Origin of the sequence: Oceanimonas baumannii, assembly GCF_002245495.1 — a bacterium.
In the GTDB taxonomy this organism is placed as follows: Bacteria; Pseudomonadota; Gammaproteobacteria; order Enterobacterales; family Aeromonadaceae; genus Oceanimonas; species Oceanimonas baumannii.
Genome location: NZ_NQJF01000004.1, coordinates 1 through 18,725 on the forward strand (window position 1 = coordinate 1; position 18,725 = coordinate 18,725).

An 18,725-nucleotide genomic window follows, 5' to 3' on the forward strand; every position below is an offset into this window, starting at 1 on the left:
GTCATGGACGATCTTAGTATCCTGGGTGATCAGGAATATGAGTGGCCTGCGCTGAAAACACTGGGAATAGTAGGGACAATCCGCGAAGAGCGTGGCCAGCCGGCGAAAGAGCTGGATATCACGGTGCGCTACTACATCAGCTCGGCGCAGCTGTCGCCTAAAGAAATGCTGGAAGCTACCCGCTCACATTGGTCAATCGAGTCGCAACTACACTGGCGGCTGGACGTGGCCATGCGGGAAGATGACTGTCGCATTCGCCGTGAACAGGCGGGTGAAAACATGGCGGCAGTTCGCCATATCGCGTTCAATGCCCTGAACAGTGATACCAGCTTCAAGGCTGGTATCAAACGTAAACAAAAACGGGCAAGTCGAAATACCGCTTACCTGTCGCAAGTCCTGTCAGGGCTGGGGCTTTCGTAATCTTGCCCTGCGTCTACCTCTCTGATTCAGAAGAGAATTATGAGGGGATTCGCTAGGAACCGGCGTACCGGCATGGTCACCGTGTACCGCCATGGGCGCGTTTATTACTCTCATCCTTTTACCGAGTTTGACGCCTATCTCGCCCAGGGCCCCGATCATCAGGGTTTTCCGGTGCATGTGCTGAATCTGGTGCACCGTTATCACAATTACAAAAAAGCCTGCGCCCTCGGCCAGCTGATGCTGCAGCACGGCAATCGTCAGCACTGCCTTGACCTCTGGTCCATGCTGCAGCAGTTTATGGATGTGACCCGCCCCCTGCCCGACCTGTTAATGCTGGAAGCTTGCCGACCGCTGGACCCCACCACCAAAGCCTGGGATCAGGCCCACGGCCGACCCGAACGTTTCTGGCGGGATATGACCGATGAACAATACCAAAAGGCCATCAAGCATCTGAACGAACCCAACCAGCCCATCTGGCGAAAGAAAAAGAAATCACGAAATGCACGCTAAACGCTATAAAGGCAACGCCATTCCCCCGCTGCCCGCCGCTCCCAAAAGCCGCCATCGGTCCATGCAAACGCTGATGGGCTTTGGGGATTATGCCGGCATAAGCCCTTTACTCTGTGATACATGCTGCAAGAAATAATATAAAAAGGCTGCCATGCAGCCTTTTTCATTGGTCAGCGCACCGGCACCAGCCCTCCCGAAACGGATAGTTCATCGCCGTTACCCGATTGTTCCAACCGGTAATGAGCAATCATTTGCTCCAGCACTCTGCACTCTTCAACCAGTTGCAGACTGGCAGTGGCGGCAGCTTCTGCCTGAGATAAGGTTTCAGCGGAGGAGTCACGCACCCGGGTAATGTTGCGACTCACTTCAGCACACACGGCACTTTGCTCATCAGCTGAAGCAGAAACCTGGGCATTAAGTTCATTAATACGGGCCACCTGGTCAATAATGGCCTGCAATGATCCCATGGCATCCTGAGTACGGGCCACGCTGTCGGTGGCCTGGCCTTCGGCTTTTTCGATGGCCTGTACGGCATCTTTGGCTTCGTTCTGCAACAGACGGATCATGCCGGTAATTTCTTCCGCCGACTGCTGAGTGCGCAGTGCCAGGGTACGGACTTCATCGGCCACCACCGCAAAACCACGGCCAGACTCCCCTGCCCTCGCCGCCTCAATAGCAGCATTAAGGGCCAGCAGGTTGGTTTGTTCGGCAATGCCCTTAATCATGTCGAGCACCTTGTCGACCTGATCACAACGCCCGTCCAGCTCTCTGATAACTTTATCTATCCGGCCAATTTCGCCGTTTAGCAGCTGTATGCCTTCCACGGCAACCCGGGCCTGATCATTGGCCGTCAGCGCAAAGGCATGGCTTTGTTCGGACGTTTCCGCAGTAAGCCGTGCGTTTTCCCGAACTTCCCGGGCCGAGGCTTCCATTTCATTAATGGCGGTAGCGATCAGGGCAGTTTCACTGTCTTGTGCCTTGGCAAAGCTATCCGTTTGCTGAGCCGTATGCTGAATATCGCCGGCAGCGGTATAAATACGTCCGGTTACCCGATGCACTTCGGTCAGGCTGTGCTGAAAACTGCCCAGCAGGCCATTGACTGCTTCGGTCAGCCCGCCCAGTTCATCTTTGCCCAGTGGAGCAAGACGAATGGACAAATCTCGTTCTGCCGCAACCCGCTGCACCCGCTGACTGATGTTGAGAATAGGCCGCTTGAGATAATGGTTTTGCACCAGCCAGAGCACAGCAAAGGCCACCAGGAACACGCCAATCAGCACGGCTGCCAGGCGCAGATTATTGCTCTGGATCTGGCTGAAGGTATCGCTGAGATCATAACTGATGCGCACCGCGCCCATCACGGTGCCTTCTGGCACCTGATGGCACTGCAGGCAGGCGGTGCCACGATATTCCTGATAAGCCTTGAACGGTTTGATTAATGTCAGGTTGGGAATGTCATCTTCCAGATGCATTTCCAGCACGGTTTCACCCTGCTCAATGGCGCGACGATCCAGATCATCCTGAATGACCTGATCGGGTGCACCGGGGCCAAACAGTTTGGTCACGGCGGGAGCCCGGATCACCCGGGCCTGCTCAATCCCTTTCTCTGCCTGAATTTTGGATTGCACCAGCCCCCGCTGATGGATGGCTCCATTTACCATCAGCACATTAAGCTGATCCATATAAAGGTTGGCGGTGGTTTCTATTTTTTCTTCGGCCAGATGCAGGGCCAGAGTGCGCTGAAGCTGGGTAGAAATACCGTAACAGAGTGCGAAAACAAGCACAAAAATCACCAGCAACGGTAAAAAAATTTTCCAGTTAAGAGAAAGATTACGCATTCCTTATGGGCCTCTGAATGGGTCCGAAAGACAGTCATTTTAGAGTAAAGCGCGGGCATTGGAATGCCATTCTCTGCTGTCGTTGATCTGGATCAAGTCTGCGGGCAGGCCGTGTCTTTGCTTGACCGGCCTGATGAGCACTATACTTGAAAGGCTGTGATAGAAAGCAGGGGTTGTTGCGCCTGCTTTCGGGAGGTAATCATGGGTATGTCACTCAAACTCAAGAAATTTCTGGATAACAGCCATGTTGCTTACAACATGGTGCATCACCCTTATGCCGAAGGTGCCGCACAAAGCGCCATTGCCGGGCATGTGCCGCTGGCACAAATGGCCAAGGCCATTATGCTGGAAAATGTCGAGGGACGCTCAGTGATGGCCGTCATCCCCGCCGCCGACCGTATTGACATGCGCCGGCTGAGTTACCTGATGCACGATGAGCTGCAACTGGCACCGGAACATCACCTTGGTATCTGGTTTGACGATTGCGATCCCGGAGCCATTCCTGCATTAGGTGATGCTTATTCGGTAGACACTCTGGTGGACGACGACTTGCTGGAGATGGCCGATATTTATCTGGAAAGTGGAGATAACCGGGACTTGGTCCATATCAGCGGTGAAGACTTTCGCCGGCTGGCAAGCCACTGGATGCATGGCCACTTTAGCCAGAAGCCGGATCCCTGGAGCCGGGTTGAACGGATGTGACCGTTAACATAGTCATTCCGGCCCACGAGCCGGAATCCACTCTGTAGACAACTGGGTATTCCGACATTCTGTGCACCATGCAATGGACCCCCGCCTTCGCGGGGGTGACAATATCGACCGTCATGCCCGTGCAGACGGGCATCCAGGGCAGTCGGCTCCGGAGTTTGCGGCCCTGGCGCCGGTTTGAAAGCCCCGTGGTGCCGGCGGGATGGACTCCCGTTTCCACGGGAGTGACGAGGAAAATACGGGGTGACAGCATCGGCCGTCATGCCCGTGCAGACGGGCATCCAAAGCAGTCGGCTCCGGAGTTTGCGGCCCTGGCATAGGTTTGAAAGCCCCGTGGTGCCGGCGGGATGGACTCCCGTTTTCGCGGGAGTGACGAGGAAAATACGGGGGTGACAGCATCGGCCGTCATGCCCGTGCAGACGGGCATCCAAAGCAGTCGGCTCCGGAGTTTGCGGCCCTGGCATAGGTTTGAAAGCCCCGTGGTGCCGGCGGGATGAACTCCCGTTTCCACGGGGTGACGTACCTTCGCAGAGGTGACGTAATGGTAAACAGGAGTCACGGTCACAATACATTAAAAAAGGAGCCTGTAATGGCTCCTTTTTACTTCCAGCTTCAAGCTTTCTTTTACCAGCCGGTCACTTCACGCAGGGCGGAGCCGATATCGGCCAGCGAACGGACGGTTTTTACACCGGCGTCCTGCAGGGCGGCGAATTTTTCGTCCGCAGTCCCCTTGCCACCGGAGATGATGGCACCGGCATGGCCCATGCGCTTGCCCGGAGGAGCAGTCACACCAGCGATGTAGGATACCACCGGTTTGGTGACGTTTTCCTTGATGAAAGCAGCCGCTTCTTCTTCAGCGGTACCACCGATTTCACCGATCATCACGATGGCTTCGGTTTCCGGATCTTCCTGGAACAGCTTCAGAATATCGATGAAGTTGGAGCCGGGGATGGGGTCACCACCAATGCCCACACAGCTGGACTGGCCAAAACCTTCGTCGGTAGTTTGCTTAACCGCTTCGTAGGTCAGGGTGCCGGAGCGGGACACGATGCCCACCTTGCCCTTCTTGTGAATGTGACCGGGCATGATGCCGATCTTGCACTCGTCGGGAGTGATCACACCCGGGCAGTTGGGGCCGATCATGCGTACGCCGGTTTCGTCCAGCTTCACTTTTACGTCCAGCATGTCGAGGGTAGGAATGCCTTCGGTAATGGTGACGATCAGCTCAATACCGGCGTCGATGGCTTCCAGAATGGCGTCTTTACAGAACGGAGCCGGTACGTAAATTACGGTAGCGGTGGCACCAGTGGCTTCCACGGCTTCACGCACGGTGTTGAACACCGGCAGGCCAAGGTGAGTGGTACCACCTTTACCCGGAGACACGCCGCCGACCATTTGTGTTCCATATTCAATGGCTTGCTCGGAGTGGAAAGTCCCCTGGCCGCCAGTGAAACCCTGGCAGATAACCTTGGTGTCTTTGTTGATCAGAATGCTCATGCTGTTATTTCCCCTTGGCGGCGTTAACGACCTGAACGGCAGCGTCGGTCAGGCTGGTGGCGGCAATAATGTTAAGGCCGGATTCATCCAGCTTGGCAGTGCCGGCTTCGGCATTGTTGCCTTCCAGACGCACCACCACAGGCACTTTTACGCCCACTTCCTTCACCGCACCGATAATGCCTTCGGCAATCATGTCACAGCGGACGATACCGCCGAAAATGTTTACCAGCACCGCTTTTACATTGCTGTCGGAGAGAATAATCTTGAATGCTTCAGTTACCCGCTCTTTGGTCGCACCACCACCCACATCGAGGAAGTTGGCAGGAGAGCCGCCGTGCAGGTTAACGATGTCCATGGTACCCATGGCCAGGCCAGCGCCGTTCACCATGCAGCCGATGTTGCCGTCCAGCGCCACATAGTTCAGCTCCCACTTGGCAGCGTGCGCTTCACGGGCGTCGTCCTGGGTCGGATCGTGCATGTCACGCAGCTTGGGCTGACGATACATGGCGTTGGAGTCGATGTTGATCTTGCCGTCCAGGCAATGCAGGTTGCCTGCCGCGGTGATCACCAGCGGGTTGATTTCAAGCAGGGCGAAATCATAGTCCAGGAACATTTGTCCCAGACCGAGGAAAATTTTGGTGAACTGTTTGATCTGGTCGCCTTTCAGGCCCAGTTTGAATGCCAGTTCACGTCCCTGATAAGCCTGAGGGCCTACCAGCGGATCGATCGCAGCTTTGTGGATAAGTTCAGGGGTCTCTTCAGCCACCTTCTCAATTTCCACACCGCCTTCGGTTGATGCCATGAACACTACACGACGGGTTGCACGGTCTACTACCGCACCCAGGTAAAGTTCCTTGTCAATGTCAGTGCACGACTCCACCAGAATTTTTGCCACCGGCTGACCTTTAGCATCAGTCTGGTAAGTCACCAGATTTTTGCCCAGCCAGTTTTCGGCGAATTCGCGGATTTCTTCCTTGTTCTTGGCCAGCTTAACACCACCAGCCTTACCACGGCCACCTGCGTGGACCTGACACTTTACTACCCACATGTCACCGCCAATCTTACTGGCCGCTTCTACCGCTTCCTGCGGGTTGTCACATGCGTAGCCTTCAGACACGGGCAGACCGTATTCGGCGAACAGCTGTTTTGCCTGATATTCATGCAAATTCATGTTGTGTTTCCGTTGTTGTAGGGTTCAGGGCATGGGGCGGGATCAAGCCCGCCCTCTTGTTATCGTTGGCTTATACGTCCAACAGCAGACGAGTCGGATCTTCCAGCAGTTCCTTGATGGATACCAGGAAGCCAACCGACTCACGGCCATCGATCAGACGATGGTCGTAAGACAGGGCCAGGTACATCATCGGCAGAATTTCCACTTTGCCATCTACCGCCATGGGGCGATCCTGGATTTTGTGCATACCCAGAATAGCGCTCTGCGGCGGGTTGATGATGGGAGTAGACATCAGGGAGCCGAACACGCCACCGTTGGTAATGGTGAAGTTACCGCCGGTCATGTCGTCCACGGTCAGCTTGCCGTCACGACCCTTGATGGCCAGCTCTTTGATGCTCTTCTCAATGTCGGCCAGGCTCAGGCGATCGCAGTCGCGCAGAACCGGGGTCACCAGGCCACGGGGGGTGGACACGGCGATACTGACATCAAAGTAGTTGTGGTAAACGATATCGTCGCCGTCGATGGAGGCGTTCACTTCCGGGAAGCGCTTGAGTGACTCAACCACCGCCTTCACGTAGAAGGACATGAAGCCCAGACGAATACCATGACGCTTCTCGAAGATGTCCTGGTACTGCTTGCGCAGTTCCATGATCGGCTTCATGTTGACCTCGTTAAAGGTGGTCAGCATGGCGGTGGTGTTCTTGGCTTCCAGCAGACGCTCGGCAACCCGCTTGCGCAGACGGGTCATCGGCACCCGCTTTTGCTCACGTGCGCCCGGCGCAACCAGCGGCAGTTCGGCCTTGGCGGCAGCAGGTGCCGGAGCAGGCTTGTTGCCACCCTTGATGAAGGCTTCCACGTCTTCTTTGGTGATACGGCCGCCCTTGCCGGAGCCGGATACCTTGCTCACGTCAACGTTGTGCTCGGCTACCAGACGGCGAACCGCCGGGCTCAGATCGTCGCTGTCAGCAGCAACAGATTCGGCCTTGGCTTCACCGTTGGTGGCAGGCTTGTCCTTGGTTTCTTCACCGGCCTTGGCACCCTGCTTAAGCTTGCCAATCACCTGCTGGCCCAGCACGGTAGCGCCGGCATCTTCCATAATGGCTTCCAGAACACCAGCTTCAGGAGCCGGTACTTCCAGGACAACCTTGTCGGTTTCAATGTCGACGATCACTTCGTCGCGCTCTACGCTGTCGCCGGGTTGCTTATGCCAGGTAGCAATGGTGGCGTCTGCAACGGATTCGGGGAGGTCGGGAACCTTGATTTCGATGCTCATCAATAAGTCCTTAAATACATTATGCCTGGATCGGCGTCAGTGCTTCTGCTACCAACGCTTTTTGTTGTTGTAAGTGAACCGAGGTGTAACCCACCGCCGGAGAAGCCGAAGCCTCGCGACCGGCATAGCTCAGTTTCGCGCCTTCCGGAATTGCAGTCCGGAAATGATGCTGGCTGCAGTACCAGGCGCCCTGGTTTTGCGGCTCTTCCTGACACCAGACGAAATCAGTGACGTGCTGATAATCGGCCAGAATCGCGGCCACTTCTTCCTGCGGGAAGGGATACAGCTGCTCGATTCGAATGATGGCCACATCGGTTTGTTCGTTCTTGCGACGCGCTTCGAGCAAATCGTAATACACCTTGCCGGAACAAAGAATCACACGCTTGACGCCTTTGGGATCCAGATCATCAATTTCTCCGATGGCGTTCTGGAATGTGCCGTTGGCCAGGGTTTCCAGCTCGGAAACGGCCAGCGGATGGCGCAGCAGCGACTTGGGTGTCATCACCACCAGCGGACGACGCATGGGGCGCAGCACCTGACGACGCAGCATGTGGAATACCTGAGCCGGGGTGGTAGGCACACAGACCTGCATGTTGTGCTCGGCACACAGCTGCAGATAACGCTCCAGACGGGCACTGGAGTGCTCTGGCCCTTGTCCTTCATAGCCATGGGGCAGCAGCAGGGTCAGGCCACACATACGGCCCCATTTCTGCTCACCGGAGCTGAGGAACTGGTCGATCACCACCTGGGCACCGTTGGCGAAGTCACCAAACTGGGCTTCCCACACGGTCAGACCCACCGGCTCGGCAGTGGCGTAGCCGTATTCAAAGGCCATGACCGCTTCTTCACTCAGTACCGAGTCGTATACCTGGAACTGGCCCTGGTCTTCGGACAGGTAGCACAGCGGGGTATAGATGCTGGCATCATTCTGGTTGTGCAGTACCGCATGGCGGTGGAAGAAGGTACCCCGGCCGGAGTCCTGACCGGTGAGACGCACTTCATAACCGTTGTCACACAGGGTGGCGTAGGCCAAGGTCTCGGCGAAGCCCCAATCCAGCAGTTTTTCGCCCTGGGCCATCAATTTACGGTCATTGTAAATCTTGGCCACCTGGCGCTGCAGGGTATGGGTTTCCGGATAACGGGTCAGGCGGTCACCCAGTTCCTTGAGTTGTTCAAGGTCATAGGTAGAGTCCCAAGCCATGTCCCATTCGTGGCCCAGGTAGGGAGACCAGTCTACAGAATGCTTCTGCATCGGCCGCCATTCCTTCACCACACACTCACCGTGGTCCAGGGCATCCCGGTATTCGTTGATCTGAGTGGTGACCTGCTCGGCAGAGACGGTACCCGTTTCAATCAGACGATCAGCATAGATTTTACGCGGCGTAGGGTGCTTTTTAATCTTCTGGTACATCAGCGGCTGGGTCGCACTCGGCTCATCGGCCTCGTTGTGACCGTGACGGCGGTAACACACCAGATCGATGACCACATCGCGACCGAACTCGTTACGGAAGTCCAGTGCCAGCTGAGTCACCTGTACCACGGCTTCCGGATCGTCGGCATTAACGTGGAAGATCGGCGCCTGCACCATCTTGGCGATATCGGTACAGTACTCGGTAGAGCGGGTATCGCGCGGGTCGGAGGTGGTAAAGCCCACCTGGTTGTTGATCACGATACGCACGGTGCCGCCCACCCCGTAGCCCCGGGTCAGCGACATATTAAAGGTTTCCGCCACCACGCCCTGGCCGGCAAAGGCCGAGTCGCCGTGAATGGTCACCGGCAGTACCTGACGACCATCGGGGTTGTCGAGACGATCCATACGGGCACGTACCGAACCGATAACCACCGGGTTAACGATTTCCAGGTGCGACGGGTTAAACGCCAGCGCCAGGTGTACGGGACCGCCCGGGGTGTCGAAATCGGAGCTGAAGCCCATGTGGTATTTCACGTCACCGGAGCTCTGGGTGTCGTATTTGCCGGCAAAAGCATCAAACAGGTCTTGAGGACGCTTGCCCAGCACGTTGACCAGCATGTTCAGACGACCGCGGTGAGCCATACCGATCACCACTTCACGACCACCTTTCTCACCAAAACGGCGGATCAGCTCTTTGGTCATGGGGATCAGGGCATCACCCCCTTCGAGGGAGAAGCGCTTGGCGCCCGGGAACTTGGCGCCCAGATATTTTTCCAGTCCTTCGGCAGCGGTCAGGCTGTCGAGGAAGCGCGCCTTGTCTTCATCGGTGTATTGGGGAGCACCCACCACCGGCTCGAGGCGACTCTGGATCCAGCGTTTTTCACGGGTGCTGGTAATGTGCATATACTCTGCGCCGACGGAGCCGCAGTAGGTTTTTTTCAGCGCCGCCACCAGATCTTTCAGTTTCATGGTCTCGCTGCCGATGGCATAAGAGCCCACGTTGAAGGTAGCGTCCAGATCGGCACCGGTCAGGTTATGAAAGGCCGGATCAAGCTCAGCAACCGGCTCGCGGTTCCACAGGTTCAGCGGGTCCAGGTTGGCATTCTGATGGCCACGAAAACGATAGGCGTTGATCAGCTGCAGAACCTTGACCTGCTTGGCGTCAGTGTGGGGATCACTGACTGGGGTGGCATAACGGGAGGTGTCTTTGGCAAGGCGGCGGAAGTAATCTCTCACTTGAGAATGGGGCTGATCCTGAACCGGCTCTTCACTGGATGGCAAACCGTCAAATACGGTACGCCATTCTTCGGGAACAGAGTCGGGATCAGCCAGATAGGCTTCGTACAGATCTTCTACATAGGTCGCATTGGCACCGGCCAGGTGAGAAGAATCCAGCCAGGCTTGCATTACGCCATTGTGCATCTTTATCCCTTTGTCACTTCTCGACAGGGCTACTGTCGTTCTGGTCGTCGAGTCAATGCCGCCCTGGCGGGCGGCAACATTTTATTCGGGACGTTTATACTGCCCGTTTCAGCAGCATGGACTTGATGTTACCAATAGCCTTGGTGGGGTTCAGGCCCTTGGGACATACGTTCACGCAGTTCATGATGCCATGACAGCGGAATACGCTGAAGGCGTCATCCAGATTGGACAAACGCTCATCGGTCGCGGTATCACGGCTGTCAATCAGCCAGCGATAGGCAGCCAGCAGACCGGCCGGTCCGATGAACTTGTCCGGGTTCCACCAGAAGGACGGACAGGAGGTGGAGCAGCAGGCGCACAGAATGCACTCGTACAGACCATCCAGCTTTTCACGCTCTTCCGGAGATTGCAGGCGCTCACGCGCCGGCGGCTGTTTGTCTTCAGCAATAAGGAAAGGCTTCACCTTTTCCCACTGGGTGTAGAACTGGGTCATGTCGACCACCAGATCGCGCACCACCGGCAGACCCGGCAACGGACGGATCACGACCTTGTTGTCTTTACCCAGCAGGTCGGACAACGGAGTGATACAGGCCAGGCCGTTTTTGCCGTTCATGTTCAGACCGTCAGAGCCACATACACCTTCACGGCAGGAGCGGCGGAAGGCCAGGCTCGGATCTTCGTCTTTCAGTTGCAGCAGGGCATCCAGCACCATCATGTCGGAGCCTTCGGCCACATCCAGCCGGTAGTCCTTCATGTAGGGCTTGGCATCGGTTTCCGGGTTATACCGGTAAACGGAAATGGTAACTTGCATTATCGCCTCCCCTTAGTAGGTACGAGCTTTGGGCGGGAATGCGTCACGGGTAACCGGTGACATATTCACGGAACGCCGGGTCATGGACTCGGTCTCTGGGCTGTACAGTGAGTGGCACAGCCAGTTCTCATCATCACGCTCCGGATAATCGAAGCGGGAGTGAGCACCGCGGGACTCGGTACGGAAGTTCGCGGCCACGGCGGTGGCATACGCGGTTTCCATCAGGTTGTCCAGTTCCAGACATTCAATACGCTGAGTGTTGAAATCACGGCTGGTGTCATCCAGACGGGCAGTCTTCAGACGCTCGCGAATTTCCTTCAGCTCGGCCAGACCGCTCGCCATGGCATCACCTTCCCGGAATACCGAGAAGTTGTTCTGCATGCAGCGTTGCAGGTCTTTTCTGATATCGGCCGGATCTTCACCGCTGCGGGTATTTTCCCAACGGTTGTAACGGGTCAGAGAGGCTTCCAGATCGGACTCGGAGGCAGCGCGGCTGTCGCCCAGCTCGTTCAGGGCTTCAGTCAGGTGACGACCCACGGCGCGACCAAATACCACCAGATCCAGCAGCGAGTTACCGCCCAGACGGTTGGCACCGTGCACCGATACGCAGGCGATTTCGCCCACGGCAAACAGACCTTTCACCGGTACATCGTTGCCGTTGGCGTCTTGCTTCAGCGCCTGGCCGTGTACGTTGGTGGGAATGCCGCCCATCATGTAGTGACAGGTAGGGATAACCGGGATCGGCTCTTTCACCGGATCCACGTGGGCAAAGGTACGAGACAGCTCGCAAATACCGGGCAGACGACTTTCCAGTACTTCTTTACCCAGATGATCCAGCTTCAGCTTGATGTGCGGACCCCAAGGGCCATCGCAGCCACGGCCTTCACGGATTTCGATCATCATGGAGCGGGCAACCACGTCACGACCGGCGAGGTCTTTGGCGTTGGGAGCATAACGCTCCATGAAGCGCTCGCCATCTTTATTCAGCAGATAACCGCCCTCACCCCGGCAACCTTCGGTTACCAGCACGCCGGCACCGGCAATACCGGTGGGGTGGAACTGCCACATTTCCATATCCTGCACCGGCACACCGGCGCGCAGCGCCATGCCGACACCGTCACCGGTGTTGATATGAGCATTGGTGGTGGACTGGAAGATACGGCCGGCACCGCCGGTCGCCAGAATGGTCGCTTTGGCTTTGAAGTAAACCACTTCACCAGTTTCGATGTCGATGGCAGTACAACCCACCACATCGCCGTCCTGGTTCTTCACCAGATCCAGGGCGTACCACTCGGAGAACACGGTGGTCTGATGCTTGACGTTCTGCTGGTACAGAGTGTGCAGCAGGGCGTGGCCGGTACGGTCGGACGCCGCCGCAGTACGGGCTGCCTGCTCACCGCCAAAGGCTTTGGACTGACCGCCAAACGGGCGCTGATATACTTTACCGTTGTCAAAACGGGAGAACGGCAGACCCATTTTTTCCAGCTCGAGGATAGCCTCGGGGCCGGTCTGACACATAAATTCGATGGCATCCTGGTCACCGATGTAATCGGATCCCTTAACGGTGTCATACATGTGCCATTCCCAGTTATCGTCGTGGGCGTTGCCCAGCGCTACCGTAATGCCGCCCTGGGCAGATACGGTATGAGAACGGGTTGGAAATACTTTGGACAACAGCGCACAGCTTTTGCCCGATTCAGCAATCTGAAGGGCGGCGCGCATGCCGGCACCGCCGGCGCCGATTACCACGGCGTCGAATTCTCGAATAGCAATAGTCACCTTATACACCCCACAACACAACAATACCGGTCAGCAGATAGGACAGCAGCATCACCACCACAGCAAACTGGGCAATGCCCCGCCACAGCGCGGGTTTTACATAGTCGGACAGCACCTGCCAGGCACCAATCCAGCCGTGCATCAGCACACTGAACAACGCCAGCAAAGTGAACACCTTGGTAAAGGTGCGATCGAAAAAGCCCGTCCAGACCTGATAGCTGATGTCGTTAAAGGCAATAAAGCCAACCAGATAAAGGGTATAAAGGGTCAAAATGACAGCCGTTGCGCGAAGCAGCAAAAAGTCATGCACACCGCTGCGGCCGAATGTTGCAGAATTGCTTACCATACCAGTACTCCCGCCAGCAGTGACAGAACAATGGTTACGCCAAATGCCACTTTGGCACTCAGTGCACCCGATTCAATCTCTTCGCAATAGCCCAGATCCATGATGAGGTGGCGAATGCCGCCTACAATGTGGTAGGCCAGAGCTGTCAGCACACCCCAGAGGATGAAGCCGACAAAAAATCCGTCCATGATATCCATAACAGTATTAAAGCCCTGCTCGGAAGAGAGGGACTCACTGAGCAGCCACAACAGGATGGCAAGCGCGAACAGGGTGATCACGCCGGAAACCCGGTGCAGGATGGATGAAATGGCGGCGACGGGCTGGCGAATAGTCCGCAGGTCGAGGTTTACAGGTCTCTGTTTTTTAGTCACGGTCTTGCCCACTAGCTCCATTGAGCACGTTAGTTATTGTTTTGACAGACATTACCCGGATATATGAACTGTGGACATCACCGAGAACAAGCTGCTTTTACTATCTCACCAGACTGGCTGATACAGCATGTAAGCAGTGTGACTACGGCACTGCCACAACTGCGTTCTATACCCTCGGAAACCCAGTATAAGGAGGGAATCGACAAATACAACGAAGCACCTGAATCAATTGCGAATTCTGTAAAGTTGATCGCACAACGGCGTTAACGGCCTGTTGCGGGCGGCGAGGGAAATTGACATTACCCCCTGCTTTGTTTTCAATATGCCGGCACCATGAGAAGCAGAAATGCCGATAAATTCAGCTGCTCTGTATAAAAATCTTACTCATGGACCTAATTATAAAAGCAAAGGAGACGTGCTATGGCTGACCAAAAGGCCACTCTGCATCTGCCCGGCAAGGAACCCGTTGAGCTTCCGATTGCCTCCGGCACCGCCGGCTACGATGTGATCGACATCAGTTCACTCGGCTCACACGGTTATTTCACCTACGATCCCGGCTTCCTGGCGACCGCTTCCTGCCAGTCCGATATCACTTATATCGACGGTGACAAGGGTATTCTGCTGCATCGCGGTTACCCCATTGAACAACTGGCCCAGGATGCCAGCTATCTGGAAGTGTGTTATCTGCTGCTGTACGGCGAAGCCCCCACTGCCAAGCAGTATGAACAGTTCAGCCGCAACATCATGCGCCATACCATGGTGCACGAGCAGCTGTCTTCCTTCTTCAAAGGCTATCGCCGCGACGCTCACCCCATGGCCATTGTATGTGGTGTGATCGCCGGCCTGTCTGCCTTCTATCATGACCCCATGGACATCAATGATCCTGTGCATCGCGAACTGGCCGCTCAGCGCCTGATCGCCAAAATGCCGACCATTGCCGCCATGGCATACAAATATTCCGTAGGCCAGCCGTTCGTGTATCCGCGTAACGATCTGGGCTATGCCGGCAACTTCCTGCAAATGATGTTTGCCGTGCCCTGCGAAGACTACCGGGTGAATCCGGTGGTTGAAAAAGCCATGGACCGCATCTTTACGCTGCATGCAGATCATGAGCAAAACGCTTCTACTTCTACCGTACGTCTGTCCGGCTCCAGCGGTGCCAACCCGTTCGCCTGTATCGCTGCCGGTATCGCCTCCCTGTGGGGTCCGGCTCACGGTGGTGCCAACGAGGCCTGCCTGCGCATGCTGGAAGAGATCGGCTCTGTGGATCGTATCCCCGAGTTTATCGAACGTGCCAAAGACAAGGACGACCCCTTCCGTCTGATGGGCTTTGGTCACCGGGTATACAAAAACTTTGACCCCCGTGCCAAGGTAATGCGTGAAACCTGCCATGAAGTGCTGGACGATCTGAAAATTGAAGATCCGCTGCTGGATGTGGCCATGGAGCTCGAGCGCATTGCCCTGTCTGACGAGTACTTTGTCGAGCGTAAGCTGTATCCGAACGTTGACTTCTACTCCGGCATCATCCTGAAGGCCATCGGTATTCCGACCAGCATGTTTACCGTGATCTTCGCACTGGCCCGTACTGTTGGCTGGATGTCTCACTGGAACGAAATGATGTCTGATCCCAAGCAGAAGATCGGTCGTCCGCGCCAGCTGTATACCGGTGCTCCCGAGCGTGAGTTCAAAACCCAGGTCACCGAAAAGTAACCCGTGGTTTAAGTAAACGGTCAAAGCCGGCAATTCGCCGGCTTTTTTGTGCCCGTTATTTCCGGTGCATATCAGGCGGCATTGGATACCGGCGCACCTTGTCTGCGCAGACGCTGATATCCCCACAGTGCCAGCAACAGCACCACCACACCGCCACATAACGCAACCTGGGATCCGGAGCGTACGCCTTCTGCGTCTACCACCTGCCCGGATACCGCCGCACCCAGCGCCACTCCGACATTCAGCCCGGCCAGTAGCCAGGTCATCCCTTCCGTCAGACGACATTCCGGCACCAGACGTTCGACCAGCGACATGGCCACGATCATGGTGGGCGCGAAGAACACTCCCGCCACCAATACCGCACCGGCCAGGGCCGGAAGACTGCCGACCAGCAGCAGAGGCAATGTGGTCACCGCCGTGGCTCCCCCTCCCACCAGCAACAGCCGATGCAATGGCATCTGCAGCCTGAATGCACCAAATAGCAATCCGGAGGCACAAGAGCCCAGAGCATAGGCCGATAGCACCAGACTGGCCGCATATGGCTGTCCCTGCTGTTCGGCGAAGGCCACGCTCACAATATCCACGGTGCCGACGATAACTCCCATCGCCACCATCAGCAGGGCCAGCAACTGCATATTCACCAGCCGGATCACCGCTCTCTCCCCGGCGGTAACGGCTTTGGGTGCCTCTACCGGCGGCTCGGTACCACGCTGCATAACGAAGGCAAACACCCCCAGCATCAGCAACGTCGCCGCCGCCAGCAGACCCGCCTGAGGAAACAGCGCCACGGACAATCCCACTGACAACGGCGGCCCGGCAATGAAGGACACCTCATCGAGCACCGTTTCCAGTGAATAGGCGGTCTGCAAGCGTGACTGTCCCCGGTACAGCCGTGTCCAGCGAGCCCTGACCATGGCAGACATGCTGGGCATAACACCGCTCAGGCATGCCCCGAGGAACAGGACGCCGTCGGGGGCCGCCCAGCGGGAGCCGGCAAGGAGCAGCAGCAGGCCAACGACGCTGATGGCCGTGGCAGCCGGCAGCACACGACGTTGACCGTACCGATCCACCAGCCTGGAGATCTGCGGTGACATCAGTGCATAGGCCAGCACAAAAGTAGCGGATACAGCCCCTGCCAGTGCATAGCTGCCGCGTAGCTGCGACAGCATGGTGATGATGCCGATGCCTGTCATCGGCAACGACATCCTCGCCAGCAGGCCAGCCAGGGTAAAACCTTTACTGCCCGGTGCAGCAAAGAGTGTGCGATAAGAATGAGCCATTTCGTTCTCCAATATGCATTGCTTGCCTCGGCATCGCGATGCAGTGAAAATACAAACACTACGTATGAAAAGAGATTATATTCATACGCATTGTTTGTAAACAATCATACTCACTGTATGTAAGGAGAGATAAATGGTTCGCCGCACTCGTGCCGAGATGGAACAAACCCGCGCCACACTGCTGGCCACCGCCCGCAAGGTCTTCAGCGAGCACGGCTACGCCGCTAGCTCCATGGATGATCTCACCGCACAGGCTAACCTGACCCGGGGTGCCCTTTACCATCACTTCGGTGACAAGAAGGGATTGCTGGCCGCCGTGGTCGGGCAAATAGACGCCGAGATGGATCAGCGTCTGCAAACCATTTCCGACACGGCAGAGGATGCCTGGGAAGGCTTTCTCCGTCGCTGTCATGTCTACCTGGAGATGGCCCTGGAGCCCGAAATCCAGCGCATCGTGCTGCGCGATGCCAGAGCGGTACTGGGCGGCACCTCCCCCGAGTCGCAACGGCACTGCATCGCCTCCATGCAGCATCTGCTCGACAGCCTTATGCGCCAGGGTATTGTGGAGCACACCGACGCACAGGCACTTGCATCACTGATCTACGGTAGCCTGGCTGAGGCGGCATTCTGGATTTCCGAAGGGGAAGACGGCAAAGCCCGGCTGGCAGTAGCCAGCCAGGCGCTGGATTTGTTGCTGCGTGGCGTGCTGGTCAAGTAATAGCCTGACCGCAGGGTGATTACCGAATCAAGTCCGCTGTACACCGAGCCGGCTGCCGCTGGATCCCCGCCTTCGCGCTGAGGGATCCCCAAAAAATAGGCAGGCATGGTAGATTTTCTCTTTTGTTAATCGCCAAAAAAACAAAGAGGATCCGCCATGCCTGCCGTCCGCACAGTTTGCCATAACTTCTTCCGCACTGCTCTTGCTTCTTTCCATCAGGCCCGCACCAAAACCCTGCTGTCTTGCGCCGAAGGGTTGATTGCAGGTAACACGCTGTCTCTGACGCGAATTGGTCGCCATCTTCCGGGAAAGGCCAAAGTTAAACACAAGATAAAGCGGGTAGACCGGTTTATTGGCAATGAAAAACTGCACAATGAGAACACCGCCATCAGTGCCGCTCTCGCCCGTCGCATCACGGCATGCCTGCCCAGTTGTGTCATTGCCATTGACTGGAGTGGCTGCTGCAGCCAGGACTTCCATGTACTGCGCGCCAGTCTGGTGTATGACGGTCGTGGGTTGCCCTTGTTGAACCGGGTGGTGGTCTCCGAGCGACAGGAGCATACCGAAGAGCATCAGCAGTTTCTCCTCGACCTGCAGGCCTTGCTGGGGACACAACGCCGTGTGGTGATTGTGACGGATGCCGGTTTCAAAACACCGTGGTTACGACAGGTTCGCGCACTGGGTTGGGAGTATGTGGGCCGGGTTCGCGGACGTATCTACGGCAAGCTGGAGAGCGAGCTGGAATGGCATTCAGCGACCAAACTGGCCCAGCAGGCAAGCGCTACCCCCGAGGCGCTGGGAGCGGGTCTGTTAGGCAAGTCGGTGAAGCGGCGTTGCCCGGTTTACTTCCATCAATATCACGGCCCCTCCAAGGGACGGCATAAAAAGCGGGGTAAGAAGCAGCCGCTGTATCCGCAAGCAGAGGCGCGTTGCCGTGCGCTGGCCAAGGAGCCCTGGCTGTTGGTGACCTCAGATGAACGGTTGAGCGCCAAAGAAGTGGTCTCCATCTACCAGACTCGCATGCAAATTGAGCAAAACTTCCGGGATGACAAGAGTCAGCGCTACGGTTTTGGCTGGAGCAACAGCAAAACTTTCGGGGAAAAACGGATTGCAGTGTTATGCCTGATAGCCCAGGTTGCCACGCTGATGTTGTGGCTGGTGGGATTTGAATGTGAGCACCAGGGGCGGCACCGGCGCTATCAGGCCAACACGGAGCAACGCCGGGTACTGTCCTTTCTGAGCTTGGGCAAGCAAATGCTGTTTCATGAACCCCGGCGAGTCACAGGCTCGCTACTGGAGCGAGCCTTGTCACGATTGAATCGCCTCTACTTGCGCTCACCGGGTGTGTCGGCATGACGCATAAAAACTGGGGAGCCCTCAGCGCCTTCGCGGGGATGACCGGACTCCCTGCCCTGCCACTCCGTTACAGACAATAAAAAAGGCGCCGCAGCGCCTTTTTTATC

The 18,725-nt window shown here is 56.6% G+C and carries 16 protein-coding genes; 6 read left to right on the top strand and 10 right to left on the bottom strand.

Annotation, left to right across the window (positions count from 1 at the left end; all coding sequences use genetic code 11):
• The coding region (locus B6S09_RS05350) for an ISAs1 family transposase (protein ID WP_141201987.1) at window positions 1-420 on the top strand (420 nt) is incomplete at its 5' end.
• Window positions 421-459: 39 nt separating this feature from the next.
• Entirely contained in the window at window positions 460-930 is a 471-nt protein-coding gene (locus B6S09_RS05355) for a hypothetical protein (protein ID WP_134113951.1), read from the top strand.
• 170 nt (window positions 931-1,100) lie between these two features.
• Here the strand turns inward: B6S09_RS05355 and B6S09_RS05360 are convergent, their stop codons facing one another.
• The gene (locus B6S09_RS05360) at window positions 1,101-2,765 is read right to left on the bottom strand and encodes a methyl-accepting chemotaxis protein (RefSeq protein ID WP_094277481.1); all 1,665 of its coding nucleotides are present in this window, start codon (window positions 2,763-2,765) and stop codon (window positions 1,101-1,103) included.
• Between the two features lie 201 nt (window positions 2,766-2,966).
• Here B6S09_RS05360 and B6S09_RS05365 point away from each other — a divergent pair, with 201 nt between their 5' ends.
• On the top strand, window positions 2,967-3,467 hold the full coding sequence (locus tag B6S09_RS05365) for an aminoacyl-tRNA deacylase (protein ID WP_094277482.1): 501 nt from the start codon (window positions 2,967-2,969) through the stop codon (window positions 3,465-3,467).
• 630 nt (window positions 3,468-4,097) lie between these two features.
• Here B6S09_RS05365 and sucD read toward each other — a convergent pair.
• From sucD to sdhC, 8 genes are all read right to left on the bottom strand, one after another.
• On the bottom strand, window positions 4,098-4,970 hold the full coding sequence (gene sucD / locus B6S09_RS05370) for a succinate--CoA ligase subunit alpha (RefSeq protein ID WP_094277483.1): 873 nt from the start codon (window positions 4,968-4,970) through the stop codon (window positions 4,098-4,100).
• Between the two features lie 4 nt (window positions 4,971-4,974).
• A complete protein-coding gene (gene sucC / locus B6S09_RS05375) occupies window positions 4,975-6,141 on the bottom strand; it encodes an ADP-forming succinate--CoA ligase subunit beta (protein WP_094277484.1) in 1,167 nt (388 codons plus the stop codon).
• 70 nt (window positions 6,142-6,211) lie between these two features.
• Entirely contained in the window at window positions 6,212-7,414 is a 1,203-nt protein-coding gene (gene odhB, locus B6S09_RS05380; RefSeq protein WP_094277485.1) for a 2-oxoglutarate dehydrogenase complex dihydrolipoyllysine-residue succinyltransferase, read from the bottom strand.
• Between the two features lie 19 nt (window positions 7,415-7,433).
• Window positions 7,434-10,247: a 2-oxoglutarate dehydrogenase E1 component gene (gene sucA / locus B6S09_RS05385; protein WP_094277486.1), complete on the bottom strand. Its 2,814-nt coding sequence runs from the start codon at window positions 10,245-10,247 to the stop codon at window positions 7,434-7,436.
• 94 nt (window positions 10,248-10,341) lie between these two features.
• Window positions 10,342-11,058, bottom strand: coding sequence for a succinate dehydrogenase iron-sulfur subunit (locus B6S09_RS05390; RefSeq protein WP_094277487.1), 717 nt, complete (start codon window positions 11,056-11,058; stop codon window positions 10,342-10,344).
• A 12-nt stretch (window positions 11,059-11,070) separates the two neighbouring features.
• Window positions 11,071-12,837 (bottom strand): succinate dehydrogenase flavoprotein subunit, encoded by a 1,767-nt coding sequence (gene sdhA / locus B6S09_RS05395; RefSeq protein WP_094277488.1) that lies wholly within the window; start codon window positions 12,835-12,837, stop codon window positions 11,071-11,073.
• Window position 12,838: 1 nt separating this feature from the next.
• Complete coding sequence (gene sdhD, locus B6S09_RS05400) at window positions 12,839-13,183, bottom strand: succinate dehydrogenase, hydrophobic membrane anchor protein (RefSeq protein ID WP_094277489.1); 345 nt, start codon at window positions 13,181-13,183, stop codon at window positions 12,839-12,841.
• Entirely contained in the window at window positions 13,177-13,566 is a 390-nt protein-coding gene (gene sdhC / locus B6S09_RS05405) for a succinate dehydrogenase cytochrome b556 subunit (protein ID WP_369329050.1), read from the bottom strand. Before sdhC ends, sdhD begins: the two co-directional genes overlap by 7 nt.
• Window positions 13,567-13,974: 408 nt before the next feature.
• Here sdhC and B6S09_RS05410 point away from each other — a divergent pair, with 408 nt between their 5' ends.
• On the top strand, window positions 13,975-15,264 hold the full coding sequence (locus B6S09_RS05410) for a citrate synthase (RefSeq protein ID WP_094277491.1): 1,290 nt from the start codon (window positions 13,975-13,977) through the stop codon (window positions 15,262-15,264).
• A gap of 71 nt (window positions 15,265-15,335) precedes the next feature.
• Here B6S09_RS05410 and B6S09_RS05415 read toward each other — a convergent pair whose 3' ends face one another.
• Window positions 15,336-16,544 carry an MFS transporter gene (locus tag B6S09_RS05415; protein WP_094277721.1) on the bottom strand — a complete coding sequence of 403 codons (1,209 nt, stop codon included), beginning with the start codon at window positions 16,542-16,544 and terminating at the stop codon, window positions 15,336-15,338.
• Between the two features lie 133 nt (window positions 16,545-16,677).
• Between B6S09_RS05415 and B6S09_RS05420 the strand changes: the two genes are divergently transcribed.
• Window positions 16,678-17,262: a TetR/AcrR family transcriptional regulator gene (locus tag B6S09_RS05420; RefSeq protein WP_094277492.1), complete on the top strand. Its 585-nt coding sequence runs from the start codon at window positions 16,678-16,680 to the stop codon at window positions 17,260-17,262.
• 156 nt (window positions 17,263-17,418) lie between these two features.
• Window positions 17,419-18,618: an IS4 family transposase gene (locus tag B6S09_RS05425; protein ID WP_094277493.1), complete on the top strand. Its 1,200-nt coding sequence runs from the start codon at window positions 17,419-17,421 to the stop codon at window positions 18,616-18,618.
• The last annotated feature ends 107 nt before the right edge of the window (window positions 18,619-18,725 follow it).

Coding starts and splice junctions, on each gene's coding strand:
- B6S09_RS05355 (WP_134113951.1), top strand. CDS start 460: ATGAGGGGATTCGCTAGGAACCGGCGTACCGGCATGGTCACCGTGTAC.
- B6S09_RS05360 (WP_094277481.1), bottom strand. CDS start 2,765: ATGCGTAATCTTTCTCTTAACTGGAAAATTTTTTTACCGTTGCTGGTG.
- B6S09_RS05365 (WP_094277482.1), top strand. CDS start 2,967: ATGGGTATGTCACTCAAACTCAAGAAATTTCTGGATAACAGCCATGTT.
- sucD (WP_094277483.1), bottom strand. CDS start 4,970: ATGAGCATTCTGATCAACAAAGACACCAAGGTTATCTGCCAGGGTTTC.
- sucC (WP_094277484.1), bottom strand. CDS start 6,141: ATGAATTTGCATGAATATCAGGCAAAACAGCTGTTCGCCGAATACGGT.
- odhB (WP_094277485.1), bottom strand. CDS start 7,414: ATGAGCATCGAAATCAAGGTTCCCGACCTCCCCGAATCCGTTGCAGAC.
- sucA (WP_094277486.1), bottom strand. CDS start 10,247: ATGCACAATGGCGTAATGCAAGCCTGGCTGGATTCTTCTCACCTGGCC.
- B6S09_RS05390 (WP_094277487.1), bottom strand. CDS start 11,058: ATGCAAGTTACCATTTCCGTTTACCGGTATAACCCGGAAACCGATGCC.
- sdhD (WP_094277489.1), bottom strand. CDS start 13,183: ATGGTAAGCAATTCTGCAACATTCGGCCGCAGCGGTGTGCATGACTTT.
- B6S09_RS05410 (WP_094277491.1), top strand. CDS start 13,975: ATGGCTGACCAAAAGGCCACTCTGCATCTGCCCGGCAAGGAACCCGTT.
- B6S09_RS05415 (WP_094277721.1), bottom strand. CDS start 16,544: ATGGCTCATTCTTATCGCACACTCTTTGCTGCACCGGGCAGTAAAGGT.
- B6S09_RS05420 (WP_094277492.1), top strand. CDS start 16,678: ATGGTTCGCCGCACTCGTGCCGAGATGGAACAAACCCGCGCCACACTG.
- B6S09_RS05425 (WP_094277493.1), top strand. CDS start 17,419: ATGCCTGCCGTCCGCACAGTTTGCCATAACTTCTTCCGCACTGCTCTT.